The sequence below is a fragment of the Bacillus thuringiensis genome (assembly GCF_022095615.2).
GTDB lineage: Bacteria > Bacillota > Bacilli > Bacillales > Bacillaceae_G > Bacillus_A > Bacillus_A cereus_AG.
The window spans coordinates 4688325-4702465 of record NZ_CP155559.1 but is presented as its reverse complement, the minus strand read 5'-3'; the positions used below and the strand labels follow the sequence as shown (position 1 = coordinate 4702465).

The window sequence follows — 14141 nt, the reverse complement described above, 5'->3', positions numbered from 1 at the left end:
TTTGAGCAAATCGCTTTCATACGTTAGAATAGATATGTTACATTGAAAGAAGCGAACACGGTAAACTATTTCATATTGTGCGGAGTTGATAACCATGACAAAACAAACAGAATATAAGCGCAAGCCCGAATGGTTGAAAATTAAGTTAAACACGAATGAAAACTATACAGGCTTAAAGAAAATGATGCGTTCTAAGAATCTTCATACAGTTTGTGAAGAGGCGAAATGTCCGAATATTCATGAATGCTGGGCTGTAAGGAAAACAGCAACATTTATGATCTTAGGTGCGGTTTGTACACGTGCTTGTCGTTTTTGTGCGGTTAAAACAGGCTTACCAACTGAGCTTGATTTACAAGAACCAGAACGCGTAGCAGATTCAGTAGTACAAATGGGCTTAAAGCACGTTGTTATAACAGCGGTTGCACGCGATGATTTAAAAGACGGTGGAGCAGCTGTTTTTGCTGAAACAGTACGAGCTGTACGTCGTAAAAACCCATTCACATCTATCGAAGTATTACCATCTGATATGGGTGGAGTAGAAGAAAACTTAAAAATGTTAATGGATGCAAAACCAGATATTTTAAACCATAACATTGAAACAGTACGTCGATTATCTAACCGAGTTCGCGCTAGAGCAAAATATGACCGTTCATTAGAGTTTTTACGTCGAGCGAAAGAAATGCAGCCTGATATTCCAACTAAATCGAGCATTATGGTGGGCTTAGGTGAAACGAGAGAAGATTTAATTGAAGCAATGGATGACTTACGTGCAAACAATGTGGATATTTTAACTCTTGGACAATACCTACAACCATCTAAGAAGCATTTACCAGTTCTTAAATATTACCCACCAGCAGAATTTGCAGAGCTTAAAGAAATTGCACTTAGCAAAGGATTTAGCCACTGTGAAGCTGGCCCACTTGTGCGTTCTTCTTACCATGCGGACGAGCAAGTTCGTTCTGCAAAAGAAAAAACAGCAGAAGCAAAATAATAAAAAAAGAGAGCCAATCATGGGCTCTCTTTTTGTTTATATTCTAAAACAGTATTTGAGCATGTTAATAAAATCTTTTTTAATTCTTCTGTGGATAATTCAATTGTAAATTCAGGTACACCAGGTGTAATTAAAATTTTGTCGTAAGTATAAATCGCACGATCCACAATAATTGTTACATGTTGTGAATAACCGAAAGGAGCGACACATCCTGGTGTACAACCAGTTTTGTCTCGCAGTTCATCAGGAGAACAGAGAGATAAGCGCTCTCCAGTTATTTCTTTCATCTCTCCCCGGTTGAGCCTTGTGCCTTCTAACGTGAAAAATACGTAATAATCTCCAGACTTAGATTTTAAAAATAAGCTTTTGCTTGGAGTGCCGTGTAAGCCAAGCCTTTCACGTACGATACGATCTGTTTCATAATCGAGTACTGGTTCATGCTCGAACTTTTCATAAGAAGCATTTGTTTTATGTAGTAAAGCAAGTACATCTTCGTACATATGGAGTGATACCCCTTTCTATTGTTAGTACAGTTTCTTCTCGTGGCGTCAACTGAATGTGTTGGAAAGAGATATTACTTGGACGGTGCTTCCCATAATCGTTTTAAGACATAGTGTTCGTCAATTATAATTTCGTAAATATCAGGATTCGTTAAACTTCTCCATTCATTAAAGCCAATCGTATGATCAAAGTGCTTTAAAATGAGCGTAAGTAAGTTTCCATGTGTAACAAGTAGTGTTGTAGTATGGTTTAATTTTAAAACGTCTTGGATAAGCGATATAGCACGGTCCATTGCTTGTTTTGTTGACTCTCCGCCTGAAAAGCCAATATCTATATTTGTAAAAGTAGATTCTAGTTTTTGCATCCAATCGTCCATTGGAACGTCGCTTAATATGCGTTCAGTTAAGCGTTCATCTTCTTGGATAGACAAGTTAGCTTGGAGCGCATAAGGCCGAATAGAATCGATAGCTCGCACAAACGGGCTTGAAATAATATGATCTATTTGTGGTTGGATTTCTAAGAGGAATGTAGCAAGGATGTTTGCTTGATTTTTTCCTGCAATCGTTAATTCGGCATCACGTTCTTGTCCAGTTGCTGAACAATGTCGTATTATAATTAATTTCTTCATAATTCATCCCCATCTTTCAAGTTGACGCTATATACTTCGACAAAAGTGGAAATAATTCCTTTTTATTGGAAACGGCATATTGATCTAAATATGTGGAAAAGTAATGTGGATAATAGAAAATCGAGGTGTACTTATGAAAAAAATGATATGTATCGTATTCATGATTTGTTTTCTTACGCAATTGTCCACAACATATGCACAATCCAATCAAAAGTTAGACTATCCAAGCAATCGAAATACGCCATTTGTAAGTGAGGATGTGTTTTACGAACAGTTAGATAAGAAAATCTATAAAGAATACAACAATGCAACATATAGCGTTCGAAAAAAAATCTCATTTAAAGAAGTGCCCGATGAAGAATCTTCTTTCCGACAAAAAACAGCCGTGGGTTGTCGGGGTGAAGTGGTGCTTCAAGATTCTTTCGTTCACCCTGATCGCCAAGTTTATTTTTTCGCTTCCTTTTCTCAAAATGAAGTAGACGAATTTCATAAGTACATTGTTATAGATGCAGAAACAAAAAGGGAGCTGCGAGCAGGTAAAAGCTATCATCATTATGATAATCTATATAAAAAATAACCCACCAACTGGTGGGTTATTTTTACGCCGGTACATTCATTAATTTTTCTTTCATTTTACGAATAAGAATGACAGCACCAATTGTGAAGAGAAGGGTGATTCCTTCAGCAACAAAGATGTTGATTGTTTTTGTTTGGTAAAGTGCCGCAAAAAAGTCTACAAATGCGTGGAATAATACAGCGTACACAAGGAAGATATACTTCTTCTGTTTTACTGCGTATAAGACAAGCATTGTAAAGGCAATTTGCAGCACGAGTGCCATAATTCTTTCGAAGCTACCAAGGAAGTATAAGTAGGCAGGTTGCTGAATTAACATGTCCTGTAGGCGGCCTAGCTCCGGCATTTTTTCGACCATTTGAGCGAAGCTACCGTTGTTAATTGAATTCGCAAATATAAGCGCTTGAAATGCAGAGAATCCGCCAACTAAAATAGATTCAATGCCGCCGTGACCAATTCCGTAAGCGAAGCCATCTTTATATTCTTGATATTTTTTTAGTAAGAAGAAAAAGGCAACGAAGCGTCCTAATTCTTCAAAAATACCAGCAGTCAGTCCGCTATAAAGCGAGAAAATAAATGGGTTTTCTAAAATTGGACCTATTGTAGGATTTCCGCGCATGAATAATTGGAACGGTGTTTCGAGAATTTGGGTAAAACCGATAAAGATAAGAACACCAACGCCGACCACTTTCCAATTAATATTATATTTCTTACGGAAATAAACGAGTACAATAATTGGGACCAGAATCGAGACAATGAGTTGAAAGATGATGCTGGCAATTACAGTATTTGAAACCATACTTTCACCGCTTTCTAATATATGTACATATCTATTATGCATGAAATATAGTGGAGATGAAACTTTTAACAAAAAATGAATAATTCACTTATTGACTCTAACGTTGCGTCATACTTTATCGTATGTATTAAGGGGGAGATACACATGACAATGAAGGTAAAAGAAGTAGCTAATTTAGTTGGAATTAGTGTGCGCACACTGCATCATTACGATGAAATTGGGTTATTAACCCCAGACGAGACGACAGAGTCTGGATATCGTCTGTATTCCAATGAAAATTTAGAGACATTGCAGCAAATTTTATTTTTTAAAGAGCTAGGCTTCCCTTTGAAGAAAATTAAAGAAATTATCATGAGTCCGTCATTTGATCGCGAAGAAGCGCTACAGCTTCATAAGAAAATGCTTCTTGAAAAGCGTGCAAGGTTAGATAAAGTGATTGCGACGATTGATAAAACAATTCAGCATACAAAAGGAGAGATTGAAATGACGAATAAAGAGAAATTTGAAGGATTCGATTTCAGCCATAACCCATATGAAGAAGAAGCACGTGAAAGATGGGGAGACGCAGCTGTAGATAAAGCGAACGAATATGCAAAAGGTATGTCAAAAGACAATCAAGAAGAGTTTAATACTATTTATAGAAATTTAGCGGCACTGAGACACGGTGCACCAGATTCTAAAGAGGCGCAGGCATCTATCAAAGTATGGTACGATTACTTGCAAAACTTTAGTCACTATTCATTAGACGCTTTTAAGGGCCTCGGTCAAATGTACGTCGCTGATGAGCGCTTTACGAAAAATATCGATAAGTTTGGCGAGGGGTTAGCGCAATTTATGTGTGATGCGATGGAGATTTATGCGGATCGTAATAAAAAATAAAAACGGGTGGAGTTTTCTCCACCTGTTTTATTTTTTTATCATATCGTTCAAAGTCTGATCCCCCGTATTGTTCAAATAAGGATTTTTACTCATTTCTCGTTTTAACATATCGAGGCTTTGCGTATATTCTGTATCATTTAATGCGCCAGATTGAAGGCCTTGAATTTGAGAAATCAACTTTTGGTCTGTTGATACATATGCTTTATAATAGCGAGGGACGATGGACAAAGCAGCTTTATATACTTGATCCGCTACGAGTTTCGGATCCGTTGTGTTTGCACGGTATACAACAAATACTTCATCATCGGTAACGAGCGTAGCAGCGTTTGTAACATCAGGAAGTTTGACTGTCATGCTTGTAATCATTTCAGCGACTTTCTCACGGTTAATGGCTCCTACTTGTTTGTTAGATACTTCATGCTTTTGTTTAGATGAATAACCTACCCTTGTAAGCCGTGTATTTGTATTTTCCGTATGATACATGTCGTTTTTATTGGAAACAAGAACACGACTTCCTTCTTCACGTTCCATTTCGGCTTTATTCGTTGATTGACAGCCTGCAAATAAGGAAAGAGTGAGGAGAGAGAGTATAATTTGTTTTTTCACGATGTATCACCTCCTTCTCCATAGCATGCACTAATTTTCAATTTTTTGTATTTGAAATTGTTGGTTGGTATGCTTTGTGATACGATAAAAAGAAGAATGCTTAGAGAGGAAGTTAATGATGGAGCAAAAGCAAGAGCAAGAGATGCATGCTACGGTGAGCATTAATAATGTGCAGTACGAAGTAATTAAAAACTTTCGTGACGGTTTTAGTGAAGAAGCATTTAAAGAGCGTTATGCAGAAATTTTAAATAAATATGATTATATCGTTGGGGACTGGGGTTATGAGCAACTTAGATTGCGCGGTTTCTTTGATGATAGTAATCAACGTTCGACATATGATACGAAAATTAGTACGTTAACGGAGTATTTATACGAGTACTGTAACTTCGGTTGTGCACACTTCGTATTACGAAAAGTGAAGAAATAAAAAAATCCTCTTACGATTGTAAGAGGATTTTTTTATACTTGCTCACAAACAAATCGAAATAGAATCACCTTCAGAAAGTATTGCATTTGGTTTCATTTGTTGTCCGTTCAATTGAATATCCCCATTTTTAATTTTATCCACAATGCGTGTACGGCTCCAGTCGGAAATATATGTGGATAAAGCTTTATCCATTCGATGGGAACCGAAAACGATATCTAATACGATTGTGATTTCGGCTATGCCGTTTTCTTTATGTTGCGTAATGGAAATGGTAGTAGTTGTTTCTGTTTGATCCTGCTGGGTCATATCGACTGTTTCAACGTGATCAGTAAATGCTTTATAAATACGAAGTTTTTGATTCCACGTATGATCTTTCGGACATTTATAAATGGCAAAGCGGTATATATTTTTTCCATTGGCGTTATGCCTACGAATATTCGTGTCAGTAAATAGGGTAGTGCGTCTGCAATTTTTACAATACTTTTCGATTGTGTTTTGCTCATTTTCATATAAACTCCAAGAAAGTTGTACTTTCTGCATTTTCCTTCACCTCTTATAGTAGTGGTAAAGGAACGTAATACAGCTATTTGGATGTCTTGTAGTATGAAGATCTGAGAAATAGACAAAAATAAAAGGAGATTCCCCAAAGAGGAACCTCCGTAAACATCATACTACAGATGCGTTACGTTCCTTTGTAATGGGAATGGGCAGACTACTCCCTTGAAAAAGCACGGTGCTTTTTTGAGAGTAATACTATCCAATTGCTGGTCCATTACAAAGTAAATGTTGGCATACGTAGATAACGTCCTTTCTATCCAAATAGATTTATTCTTAATTATAACATGTTGGTTTGAAAATTCAAAATACTTTAAGCGAAAAAACACCAGCTAACATAGCTGGTGCCTACGATAAATTATATAAGTTCAAATAAAAATGAGCGTAGTTCTTCTGCAATTTCTTCAGTCATAGAAAATGCATGCTCTAAGTAGCCTGGTTCGTTTAAATCGTCAGGACCGATGATTGCAAATCTATTGCGCTGCATATCAAGGACAATTGTTTTACCGTAATGACGATCGGAGTATAAAAGTGCTAAATCATGACGCTCATTTTCTCCCATAAAGCTAACGAAACGAGTTCTTGTAGCGACTGTATCGTCGTACAGAAAGAAACGTTCTTCCATACACATGGCTCCTTTATTAAATATCTAAGTTTAAGTGTGGTTTATGATCTAAATGGTGATGCGTTTTAATGAATCGTACCGTTCTTGTTTTGTAACGCATAACGATAGAATATGTTTCAGCTAAATCTCCGCCAAGGAATTTAACACCGTCTAATAACTCACCAGCAGATACACCAGTTGCTGAGAAGATTGCATCATCCCCAGATACTAAGTCATCTAACATAAGAAGTTGACGAGGATCTTCTAATCCCATTTCACGACAACGAGCTTCTTCTTCTTCGTTCATTGGAACTAAGCGAGCTTGCATTTCACCTTCAAGGCATTTTAATGCTGCTGCAGAAATAACACCTTCTGGAGCTCCGCCAATACCTACGAATAAATCAATACCTGTTCCAGGTAGTGCTGTTGCGATTGACGCACCAACATCACCATCACCAAATAATTTTACGCGTGCACCTTTTGCACGAACACGGTCAATAATATCTTGATGACGTTCACGTTCTTGCACGATAACTGTTAGATCACGAATCTTTTTATTGTTAGCTTCTGCTACAATTTCAATTGTTTTTTCAATTGGATCATCTAAGCTAATTTTACCAGCTGCTTTTGGACCAACCGCGATTTTTTCCATGTACATATCAGGAGCATGAAGAAGGTTTCCTTTATCTGCTATTGCGATAACTGCCATTGCATTTGCAAGACCTTTTGCAACGATGTTTGTACCTTCTAATGGATCAACGGCGATATCTACTTCTGGACCGTTACCTGTTCCTAGTTCTTCACCAATATATAACATCGGTGCTTCATCAAGTTCTCCTTCACCAATTACAACTGTACCTGCCATGTTTACTGAATCGAACATATCACGCATTGCTGTAGTTGCTGCATCATCTGCTTCATTCTTCTTTCCGCGGCCCATCCACTGTGCGGATGCTAATGCTGCTGCTTCTGTTACACGGACAATTTCTAGTGCGAGTTCACGTTCCAAGATTCCATTCCTCCAATTTCAAAAATCATACAAATATAACTATAACAAATAACGGAGAAAAGGTGAATTCGAAAAATTGTCGATTTTTTCAGAAGAAAGCGTTACAATTAAAATGTAAATGCTTTAATTTCCAGGTAGGTGACATTCATGTATTTTGTAGACAGAAAGAAAATAGAACAAATGCTAGTATGTTTAGAACGAGCAACAAGTACATTTCAAGAGAAAAAGATATATGAAACCGAGTTTGAATTTTACGCATTAGAACGCATAGCGCATCTTATTATTGATTGTGTATTAGATGTAGGAAATGCGATGATTGATGGATTTATTATGCGCGATCCAGGAAGCTATGAAGATATTATTGATATTTTAATGGACGAGCGAGTGATAAGTGCAGAAGATGGACAAGGGATGAAAGAAATTATCCTTCTTCGAAAAATGCTTACGCAAGATTATATTCAAATGAATCATGATGAATTATATAAGACGATTCAAAAACATATTGCAGTGGTAGAGAAATACCCAGCAAATATTCGCAGTTATTTAGAAAAGGAATTAGGACCTGTATCTGCATTTGTACCAGAATAATTATGCTTATAAGATCCCCAAGGTACTTTTTTGGGGATCTTATATTGTATGTGAGAAAGAAAAGGGAGAAGGTTGAAGCATGGGGGAAGCACGTACGACGAAAGATGAAATTGTACAATTGTTGAAAGTAAAGGGAGAGCACACGGTAGCGGAACTAGCTGACGTTTTAGAGATTACAGAAATGGCAATCCGAAGACATTTAAGTAATCTCGAGAAAGATGGTTTAATCTATTCCAAGATGGTAAGGCAACATGTCGGAAGACCAACTTATTTGTATGGATTAAGCGAAAAGGGAGAAGATACATTCCCGAAAGAGTATAAGCAATTTGCGATTGATATGTTAGAAGATTTAGCTCGAATGGGCGATGAAAAAATACTTCGTCACGTTTTAAAAGAGAGAACGAAGCGGATGGAAGAACAGTTGCAAAAGCGAGTGAGTAATCAAAAGAGTTTAGCATATAAAGTACAAGAGATAGCAGCTATGCAAGAGAAAAATGGTTATATGGTTCAAATAAAGAGAGATGGAGAGAATTCTTTCGTAATTGAAAAACAAAACTGTCCGTTAAAGGAAATTGCAGAGAGATTCTCGCAAGTATGTGAAGATGAAAAAGAGATGTATAAGCGTTTATTTGCAGGTGCAGATGTGAAAGCGTTAGCAAACATGTGCGAAGGCGATTGTAGTTGTTCTTACCAAGTAAAAGAGAAAAAATGAACGTTATGGGGCGCTTTAAGGTAAAGCGTTTTTTTCTTTGGAAAAAGCGGGTAATATAAGAGTGGTATGATAGGTGAGAACGTTAGCATAGAAGGAGAGACATAATAATGTATAAAGGTTATTTAATTGACTTAGACGGTACGATGTATCGCGGAGAAGAACAAATTGAAGAAGCGAGCGACTTCGTAAAAGCGTTAGGAGAGCGCGGCGTTCCTTATTTGTTCGTTACGAATAATTCAACACGTAAACCAGAACAAGTGGCAGAAAAACTTGTTCGTTTCGATATTCCAGCGAAAGCAGAGCAAGTATTCACAACGAGTATGGCGACAGCGAACTTCATTTATGAACGTAAACAAGACGCAACTGTATATATGATTGGTGAAGAAGGGTTACATGATGCGCTTGTGGAAAAGGGATTTGAACTTGTGGATGAAAATCCTGATTTCGTTGTTGTCGGTTTAGATCGTGACATCACATATGAAAAATTAGCAAAAGCTTGTCTTGCTGTGCGTAACGGCGCAACGTTTATTTCTACAAATGGAGATATTGCTATTCCGACTGAGCGCGGATTATTACCAGGTAACGGTTCATTAACATCAGTTGTAGCAGTATCAACAGGTGTTGATCCAATCTTTATCGGAAAACCAGAATCAATTATTATGGAACAAGCGTTAAAAGTGCTTGGTATAGGAAAAGATGAAGCATTAATGGTTGGGGATAACTACGATACAGACATTTTAGCGGGAGTAAATGCTGGCATGCATACGCTTCTTGTCCACACTGGAGTCACAACTGTGGAGAAGTTAACAGAATATGAAGTACAACCAACGCAAGTTGTGCATAACTTGACGGAGTGGATTGAGAAGATGTAATGAAAAACAGGTAGCCGGAAGAGGTTACCTGTTTTTTTTATGCATAATTGCATATGTGCTGTTGGTATACAAAATGTAAAATTTATATGTAATGATATTTTAAAGGGGGATAAGAATGTACTGGATGTCATGTATTATGTTTGTTTTTACATTATGTGTTTTGTTCTTTGTTCTATGGAAAATATATAAAATAAATGAAATGAAAAAAAGCGCAGGAAAACTTATTGCAATTTATCCTAGGGTAAAACGACGTTGGATTGCGTTACTTGGACCAGCATATTTCATTGGACAATGTATGTATATATATGCTCAGTACGTAAGTGGCGATATTAATACAGCTGAACAGTTTTTCATTCAGTCGGGTAGTTATGCTATAGCAAGTTGTTTTATGACTTTAATAGCTATCCATCTTATTAAAAGCGTACAAATATATGAAAAAGGCGTAATTGACGGATTGAACTTTTATTCATACGAAGAATTAAAAGGCTATAAAACATCAACATGGGAAAATTCAAAAGAAAATATATTTTTATATCGCGGGCGAGAAAAAATGAATGACAATGTAAATTTACTTATTAGACAGGAAGATATGAATGAATTAGAAAGAATTCTTCAAAGATATATTCCGAAATTGATGATGAAATAAAAAACTCCGGTTGTGAAAACCGGAGTTTTTTTATTAAAATGCACGATTCACAACATCTTTAACTTCTTCAAGATATTGTTTACGCACACTGTCATCCACAGAAGGAACGCTTGTATAGAATATATGCTCAATTGTTTCGATGCCTGTAAATTCAAAGATACCAACATCTGCTGTTTTCTTCATTGCTTCAAACATACCGCCGGCTAGGTATGCCTCTTTCGTATTTCCCAGTGTAGATAATAATAAGCCTTTTTTATCGCTTAATAACTTCTCAATACCATTTTCACCGTAAGCATAAGCGAAGCCGTGGCTAAATACACGGTCGACGTATCCTTTTAAAATAGCAGGAAGTCCTGCCCACCAAACTGGATAAATGAATGTAATGCTATCAGCCCAAGAGATATGTTCTTGTTCTTCTTTAATATCTTCTGGTGTGTTTCCTTGAGAAAATGAGATGAAATCGGAAGCGCCTAATACTGGATTAAAGTTTAACTCGTAGAGATCGCGAACGCGTACTTCGTGACCTTTTCCTTCTAATTCACTTTTTACCGTTTCTAAAATCGCATGGTTGAAGCTTTCTGGATTTGGGTGTGCATAAACGATTACATGTTTCATTGTTCTTCCTCCTATTTGTGGATATGTGAATAGCTTGTTCTCGAGGTGTAATAACATACTGATGTAATTATTTTCGTTATGATGGGTACTTTAGTCAAATGATTTGCATTTGTATAGGGCTACTATTGATAAAGGATTATAGGAGGTAGAGAGATATATTTCGGTTGAATTAACGGAAAATTATTAAAAAACTGAAAGTATGCCATTTTGCGAGGTGTGTTTCAATTTTTATTTATACTACACTACAAGTGTAAAGCAATTAAAAATATAAACGAAGGAGATGAAAAAATAAATCTTGTGAAAAGAATTAGAAGATGAAGTAATAAATAACAAAAAACGGAGGTAATGAAAGTGAAAAAGAAATATGTAGCGCCAGAGGTAGTAGAGTTTGGGAATGCATCAGATATTGTAAAAGGCTGTGGAGGCTGGGGTTGTGAAGTTTACTTACGCAACTGGTCATACAGAATGCAAGGTGGAAAATGTGTAGATGCATATAAAGGAGAAGCGGGCGACTGCTAATTTAAAGTGAAAAAGTAAAATCGAAATAAAACTAAAAAAACGGAGGTAATGAAAATGAAAAAGAAATATGTAGCGCCAGAGGTAGTAGAGTTTGGGAATGCATCAGATATTGTAAAAGGCTGTGGAGGCTGGGGTTGTGAAGTTTACTTACGCAACTGGTCATACAGAATGCAAGGTGGAAAATGTGTAGATGCATATAAAGGGGAAGCAGGCGACTGCTAATTTAAAGTGAAAAAGTAAAATCGAAATAAAACTAAAAAAAACGGAGGTAATGAAAGTGAAAAAGAAATATGTAGCGCCAGAGGTAGTAGAGTTTGGGAATGCATCAGATATTGTAAAAGGCTGTGGAGGCTGGGGTTGTGAAGTTTACTTACGCAACTGGTCATACAGAATGCAAGGTGGAAAATGTGTAGATGCATATAAAGGGGAAGCAGGAGACTGCTAATCTAGTGTATTAAAGGTAAATGGGATAACAACAGGTTCTTTAAAAATTTAAATTAGAAAATTAGCCCTGTTGTTATCCTATTATTTTATGGATTTAAAATGTGGATAAGTTTTTCTGAACTATTACATTTTAGGAGGACAGTGAAATTGAATAATTATATGAAACCTTCAAATAAGAGACTTGAAAATACATCAGATATTTTGATAGGAGATATTAAATTTGCTGAAGAGTGTCATCTTATAAGTAAATTAAATCGTCCTAGACCATATATATATTGTCCATTAATGATGACAAACAAACAGGAAAAATATTGATTAATAATCAGTGTAGTTAGGAGGGAAAGCTATGTTCTATTATCGATTTTATGGCTTGAAAATTGCTAGTGAAGTTGCATTACCTGTAGGAGTAATCAATCATATTAATTTAGAGGAAGAAAGGGAGATTGATCTATTCTTTAAGATTGATAAAGAAAAGGTATTAGATTTACCATTTAAAGAGTTTGATGACTATGTTAATCAAGAGCACCATAGTAAACATACGTATGTAAATTGTTTAACTGGTAAATATGAAATCTTAGCAAATGGTAAGAGTGTAAACTTTATACGATTTACCTACTGTAGTTCAGAACAAGATATAGCAGCTTGTTTTGTTGGAATCGTCTTACCTTACATATTACAAGTTAGAGGAATTGTTCCTATACATGCTAGTGGAATAACTCATGAAGAAGGGGCCTGGGGATTTATGGCTGGTCCAGGAGTTGGGAAATCAACAATTCAAATTGCTCTAATGGAAAAGGGAATGCAATTCTTTACAGATGATGTGATGCCTCTTTCTATAGGAAAAGATGTAGTTTTAGTTCATCCAGGTTATGCAGCTTTAAAATTGGATGAAAGTTCTATTTCAATCGCCTCACAACAAACATTCATTAATGAAGATTCACTCGCTGAAGGGGCAACGAAACAAGTGTATTCATTAGGGGAAACTAACGCATGTAAAGATACCAAAAAATTAAAAGGATTATTTTTACTTAAACCGCATAACGATTCTGTTGGTGATATTAAAGTAAAGCAATTACAAGGACATGAGAAACTGATTCATATACTTGCTAATACATTTACTTTAGGAATTATTAATCCAGAAACGACAATCCAGTATATGAACATTTTTTCTTCTTCTATATTTAAAGAAATACCAGTATACAGTCTTGAATATCCAAAAGAGTTTTCATATTTAAATGAAGTGTGTGATCAAGTAATTCAAACAATAAAATTTGGGGATTTAGGTGGTGATCATAGTGTTGCATGAATTTACAGATAGTATATCAAGCATAAATGCTATACCTGTCGGAGTAGTTTTCTTAGTTGTTGCAATTCTTTTGGGGAATAAATATTTTAAATATCAAAAAGTTGTAAACCAATTGGAAGAGTATGAAAAAACAAAAATGAGAATAGATTCTGGAGAAAAAATGGTAGTTTTCATTATTGATTCATTTAAGTGTACTTCGTGCATGCAAATTTTTGCAAAGGTTAAAAACATTGTAGAGAAGGCTGGATTACCATTTGTAGCAATTGATTCTCGTTCACAACAAAGTTACGTATCACATTCTGACGTTCCTGCGTTACTTGTATTTCATGATGGACATAATGTGAAGAACTTTGATCCGATGCAAGAGATACAAAAAACAGATTTAGAGCAATATGAATCTTTTATTAAAGAGGTGAAAAAAGAATGGAAGAATCTTTAAGTATTAGTTTGCAATATGCGATTCGTTTGTTGAGTTTAATAGGGGCTATTGTTTATTTTAGAAGCTCGATTGGAAAATTGAAAGATGTGTATGCATTTAAAGTAATTATTGAAGATTATAAAGTATTTCCAAAGTTTATAATTCCTTTTATAACAGTAATAGTACCAGCAATTGAGGTCGCAGTAGTAGTAGGACTTTTTATCGGTGGATCTAATATTTTTACTGCTGCTTTAATTGGTGCATGTATGCAATTTTGCTTTGCTTTGCTAATGGCGATCAAGGTTAATCAAGTACAACCGAATGGTTGTGGTTGTTTTGGTCTTCATTCAGCGGAAAAAATTACGATGAAACATGTATCTCGAAATGTTGCGATGTTTGTGATGTTTGGTATTCTAGTTTTGTTTCCTGACACTTATCTCGTTTAAGG

The 14141-nt window shown here is 35.9% G+C and carries 23 protein-coding genes; 15 read left to right on the top strand and 8 right to left on the bottom strand.

What is annotated here, in order from left to right:
* Positions 1-94 precede the first annotated feature (94 nt).
* Positions 95-991: a lipoyl synthase gene (gene lipA / locus KZZ19_RS24480; protein WP_000166375.1), complete on the top strand. Its 897-nt coding sequence runs from the start codon at positions 95-97 to the stop codon at positions 989-991.
* Between the two features lie 17 nt (positions 992-1008).
* Here lipA and KZZ19_RS24475 read toward each other — a convergent pair whose 3' ends face one another.
* Complete coding sequence (locus KZZ19_RS24475; protein WP_237982066.1) at positions 1009-1491, bottom strand: YbaK/EbsC family protein; 483 nt, start codon at positions 1489-1491, stop codon at positions 1009-1011.
* 74 nt (positions 1492-1565) lie between these two features.
* Positions 1566-2120 carry a histidine phosphatase family protein gene (locus KZZ19_RS24470; protein ID WP_237982067.1) on the bottom strand — a complete coding sequence of 185 codons (555 nt, stop codon included), beginning with the start codon at positions 2118-2120 and terminating at the stop codon, positions 1566-1568.
* Between the two features lie 103 nt (positions 2121-2223).
* Between KZZ19_RS24470 and KZZ19_RS24465 the strand changes: the two genes are divergently transcribed.
* A complete protein-coding gene (locus KZZ19_RS24465; protein ID WP_237982068.1) occupies positions 2224-2697 on the top strand; it encodes a hypothetical protein in 474 nt (157 codons plus the stop codon).
* Positions 2698-2719: 22 nt separating this feature from the next.
* Here the strand turns inward: KZZ19_RS24465 and KZZ19_RS24460 are convergent, their stop codons facing one another.
* The gene (locus tag KZZ19_RS24460; protein WP_140392596.1) at positions 2720-3535 is read right to left on the bottom strand and encodes a YhfC family intramembrane metalloprotease; all 816 of its coding nucleotides are present in this window, start codon (positions 3533-3535) and stop codon (positions 2720-2722) included.
* 102 nt (positions 3536-3637) lie between these two features.
* On the opposite strand from KZZ19_RS24460, the gene KZZ19_RS24455 reads away from it, so the two are divergent.
* On the top strand, positions 3638-4372 hold the full coding sequence (locus tag KZZ19_RS24455; protein WP_088098269.1) for a MerR family transcriptional regulator: 735 nt from the start codon (positions 3638-3640) through the stop codon (positions 4370-4372).
* A 27-nt stretch (positions 4373-4399) separates the two neighbouring features.
* Here the strand turns inward: KZZ19_RS24455 and KZZ19_RS24450 are convergent, their stop codons facing one another.
* Positions 4400-4978: a YhcN/YlaJ family sporulation lipoprotein gene (locus KZZ19_RS24450; RefSeq protein ID WP_237982069.1), complete on the bottom strand. Its 579-nt coding sequence runs from the start codon at positions 4976-4978 to the stop codon at positions 4400-4402.
* A 115-nt stretch (positions 4979-5093) separates the two neighbouring features.
* Between KZZ19_RS24450 and KZZ19_RS24445 the strand changes: the two genes are divergently transcribed.
* The gene (locus KZZ19_RS24445) at positions 5094-5405 is read left to right on the top strand and encodes a YutD family protein (RefSeq protein ID WP_002008894.1); all 312 of its coding nucleotides are present in this window, start codon (positions 5094-5096) and stop codon (positions 5403-5405) included.
* A 42-nt stretch (positions 5406-5447) separates the two neighbouring features.
* On the opposite strand, the gene KZZ19_RS24440 is transcribed toward KZZ19_RS24445, so the two are convergent.
* From KZZ19_RS24440 to glpX, 3 genes are all read right to left on the bottom strand, one after another.
* On the bottom strand, positions 5448-5945 hold the full coding sequence (locus tag KZZ19_RS24440; protein ID WP_098111112.1) for a cytoplasmic protein: 498 nt from the start codon (positions 5943-5945) through the stop codon (positions 5448-5450).
* A gap of 373 nt (positions 5946-6318) precedes the next feature.
* A complete protein-coding gene (locus KZZ19_RS24435; RefSeq protein WP_000392616.1) occupies positions 6319-6585 on the bottom strand; it encodes a DUF3055 domain-containing protein in 267 nt (88 codons plus the stop codon).
* A gap of 16 nt (positions 6586-6601) precedes the next feature.
* Entirely contained in the window at positions 6602-7573 is a 972-nt protein-coding gene (gene glpX / locus KZZ19_RS24430) for a class II fructose-bisphosphatase (protein ID WP_000439090.1), read from the bottom strand.
* A gap of 147 nt (positions 7574-7720) precedes the next feature.
* Here glpX and KZZ19_RS24425 point away from each other — a divergent pair, with 147 nt between their 5' ends.
* The 4 genes from KZZ19_RS24425 (at position 7721) to KZZ19_RS24410 (ending at position 10391) form a co-directional block, all read left to right on the top strand.
* Positions 7721-8161, top strand: coding sequence for a DUF86 domain-containing protein (locus KZZ19_RS24425; RefSeq protein ID WP_000274001.1), 441 nt, complete (start codon positions 7721-7723; stop codon positions 8159-8161).
* Between the two features lie 79 nt (positions 8162-8240).
* Positions 8241-8873: a helix-turn-helix transcriptional regulator gene (locus KZZ19_RS24420; RefSeq protein WP_237982070.1), complete on the top strand. Its 633-nt coding sequence runs from the start codon at positions 8241-8243 to the stop codon at positions 8871-8873.
* Between the two features lie 107 nt (positions 8874-8980).
* A complete protein-coding gene (locus KZZ19_RS24415) occupies positions 8981-9745 on the top strand; it encodes a TIGR01457 family HAD-type hydrolase (RefSeq protein WP_088098265.1) in 765 nt (254 codons plus the stop codon).
* 115 nt (positions 9746-9860) lie between these two features.
* Complete coding sequence (locus tag KZZ19_RS24410; RefSeq protein ID WP_237982071.1) at positions 9861-10391, top strand: iron ABC transporter substrate-binding protein; 531 nt, start codon at positions 9861-9863, stop codon at positions 10389-10391.
* A 33-nt stretch (positions 10392-10424) separates the two neighbouring features.
* Here the strand turns inward: KZZ19_RS24410 and KZZ19_RS24405 are convergent, their stop codons facing one another.
* Positions 10425-11006 (bottom strand): NAD(P)H-dependent oxidoreductase, encoded by a 582-nt coding sequence (locus KZZ19_RS24405; protein ID WP_237982072.1) that lies wholly within the window; start codon positions 11004-11006, stop codon positions 10425-10427.
* A 351-nt stretch (positions 11007-11357) separates the two neighbouring features.
* Here KZZ19_RS24405 and KZZ19_RS24400 point away from each other — a divergent pair, with 351 nt between their 5' ends.
* From KZZ19_RS24400 to KZZ19_RS24370, 7 genes are all read left to right on the top strand, one after another.
* Positions 11358-11525: a hypothetical protein gene (locus tag KZZ19_RS24400; RefSeq protein WP_162875963.1), complete on the top strand. Its 168-nt coding sequence runs from the start codon at positions 11358-11360 to the stop codon at positions 11523-11525.
* A gap of 54 nt (positions 11526-11579) precedes the next feature.
* On the top strand, positions 11580-11747 hold the full coding sequence (locus KZZ19_RS24395; RefSeq protein ID WP_162875963.1) for a hypothetical protein: 168 nt from the start codon (positions 11580-11582) through the stop codon (positions 11745-11747).
* A gap of 55 nt (positions 11748-11802) precedes the next feature.
* A complete protein-coding gene (locus KZZ19_RS24390; protein WP_162875963.1) occupies positions 11803-11970 on the top strand; it encodes a hypothetical protein in 168 nt (55 codons plus the stop codon).
* 146 nt (positions 11971-12116) lie between these two features.
* Positions 12117-12284, top strand: coding sequence for a hypothetical protein (locus KZZ19_RS24385; protein WP_170960721.1), 168 nt, complete (start codon positions 12117-12119; stop codon positions 12282-12284).
* 31 nt (positions 12285-12315) lie between these two features.
* Positions 12316-13275 carry a hypothetical protein gene (locus KZZ19_RS24380; protein ID WP_044740509.1) on the top strand — a complete coding sequence of 320 codons (960 nt, stop codon included), beginning with the start codon at positions 12316-12318 and terminating at the stop codon, positions 13273-13275.
* Positions 13265-13714, top strand: coding sequence for a hypothetical protein (locus KZZ19_RS24375; RefSeq protein WP_237982073.1), 450 nt, complete (start codon positions 13265-13267; stop codon positions 13712-13714). The genes KZZ19_RS24380 and KZZ19_RS24375 overlap by 11 nt, the downstream gene beginning before the upstream one ends.
* Positions 13699-14139 carry a MauE/DoxX family redox-associated membrane protein gene (locus tag KZZ19_RS24370; protein WP_237982074.1) on the top strand — a complete coding sequence of 147 codons (441 nt, stop codon included), beginning with the start codon at positions 13699-13701 and terminating at the stop codon, positions 14137-14139. The genes KZZ19_RS24375 and KZZ19_RS24370 overlap by 16 nt, the downstream gene beginning before the upstream one ends.
* Positions 14140-14141 lie beyond the last annotated feature (2 nt).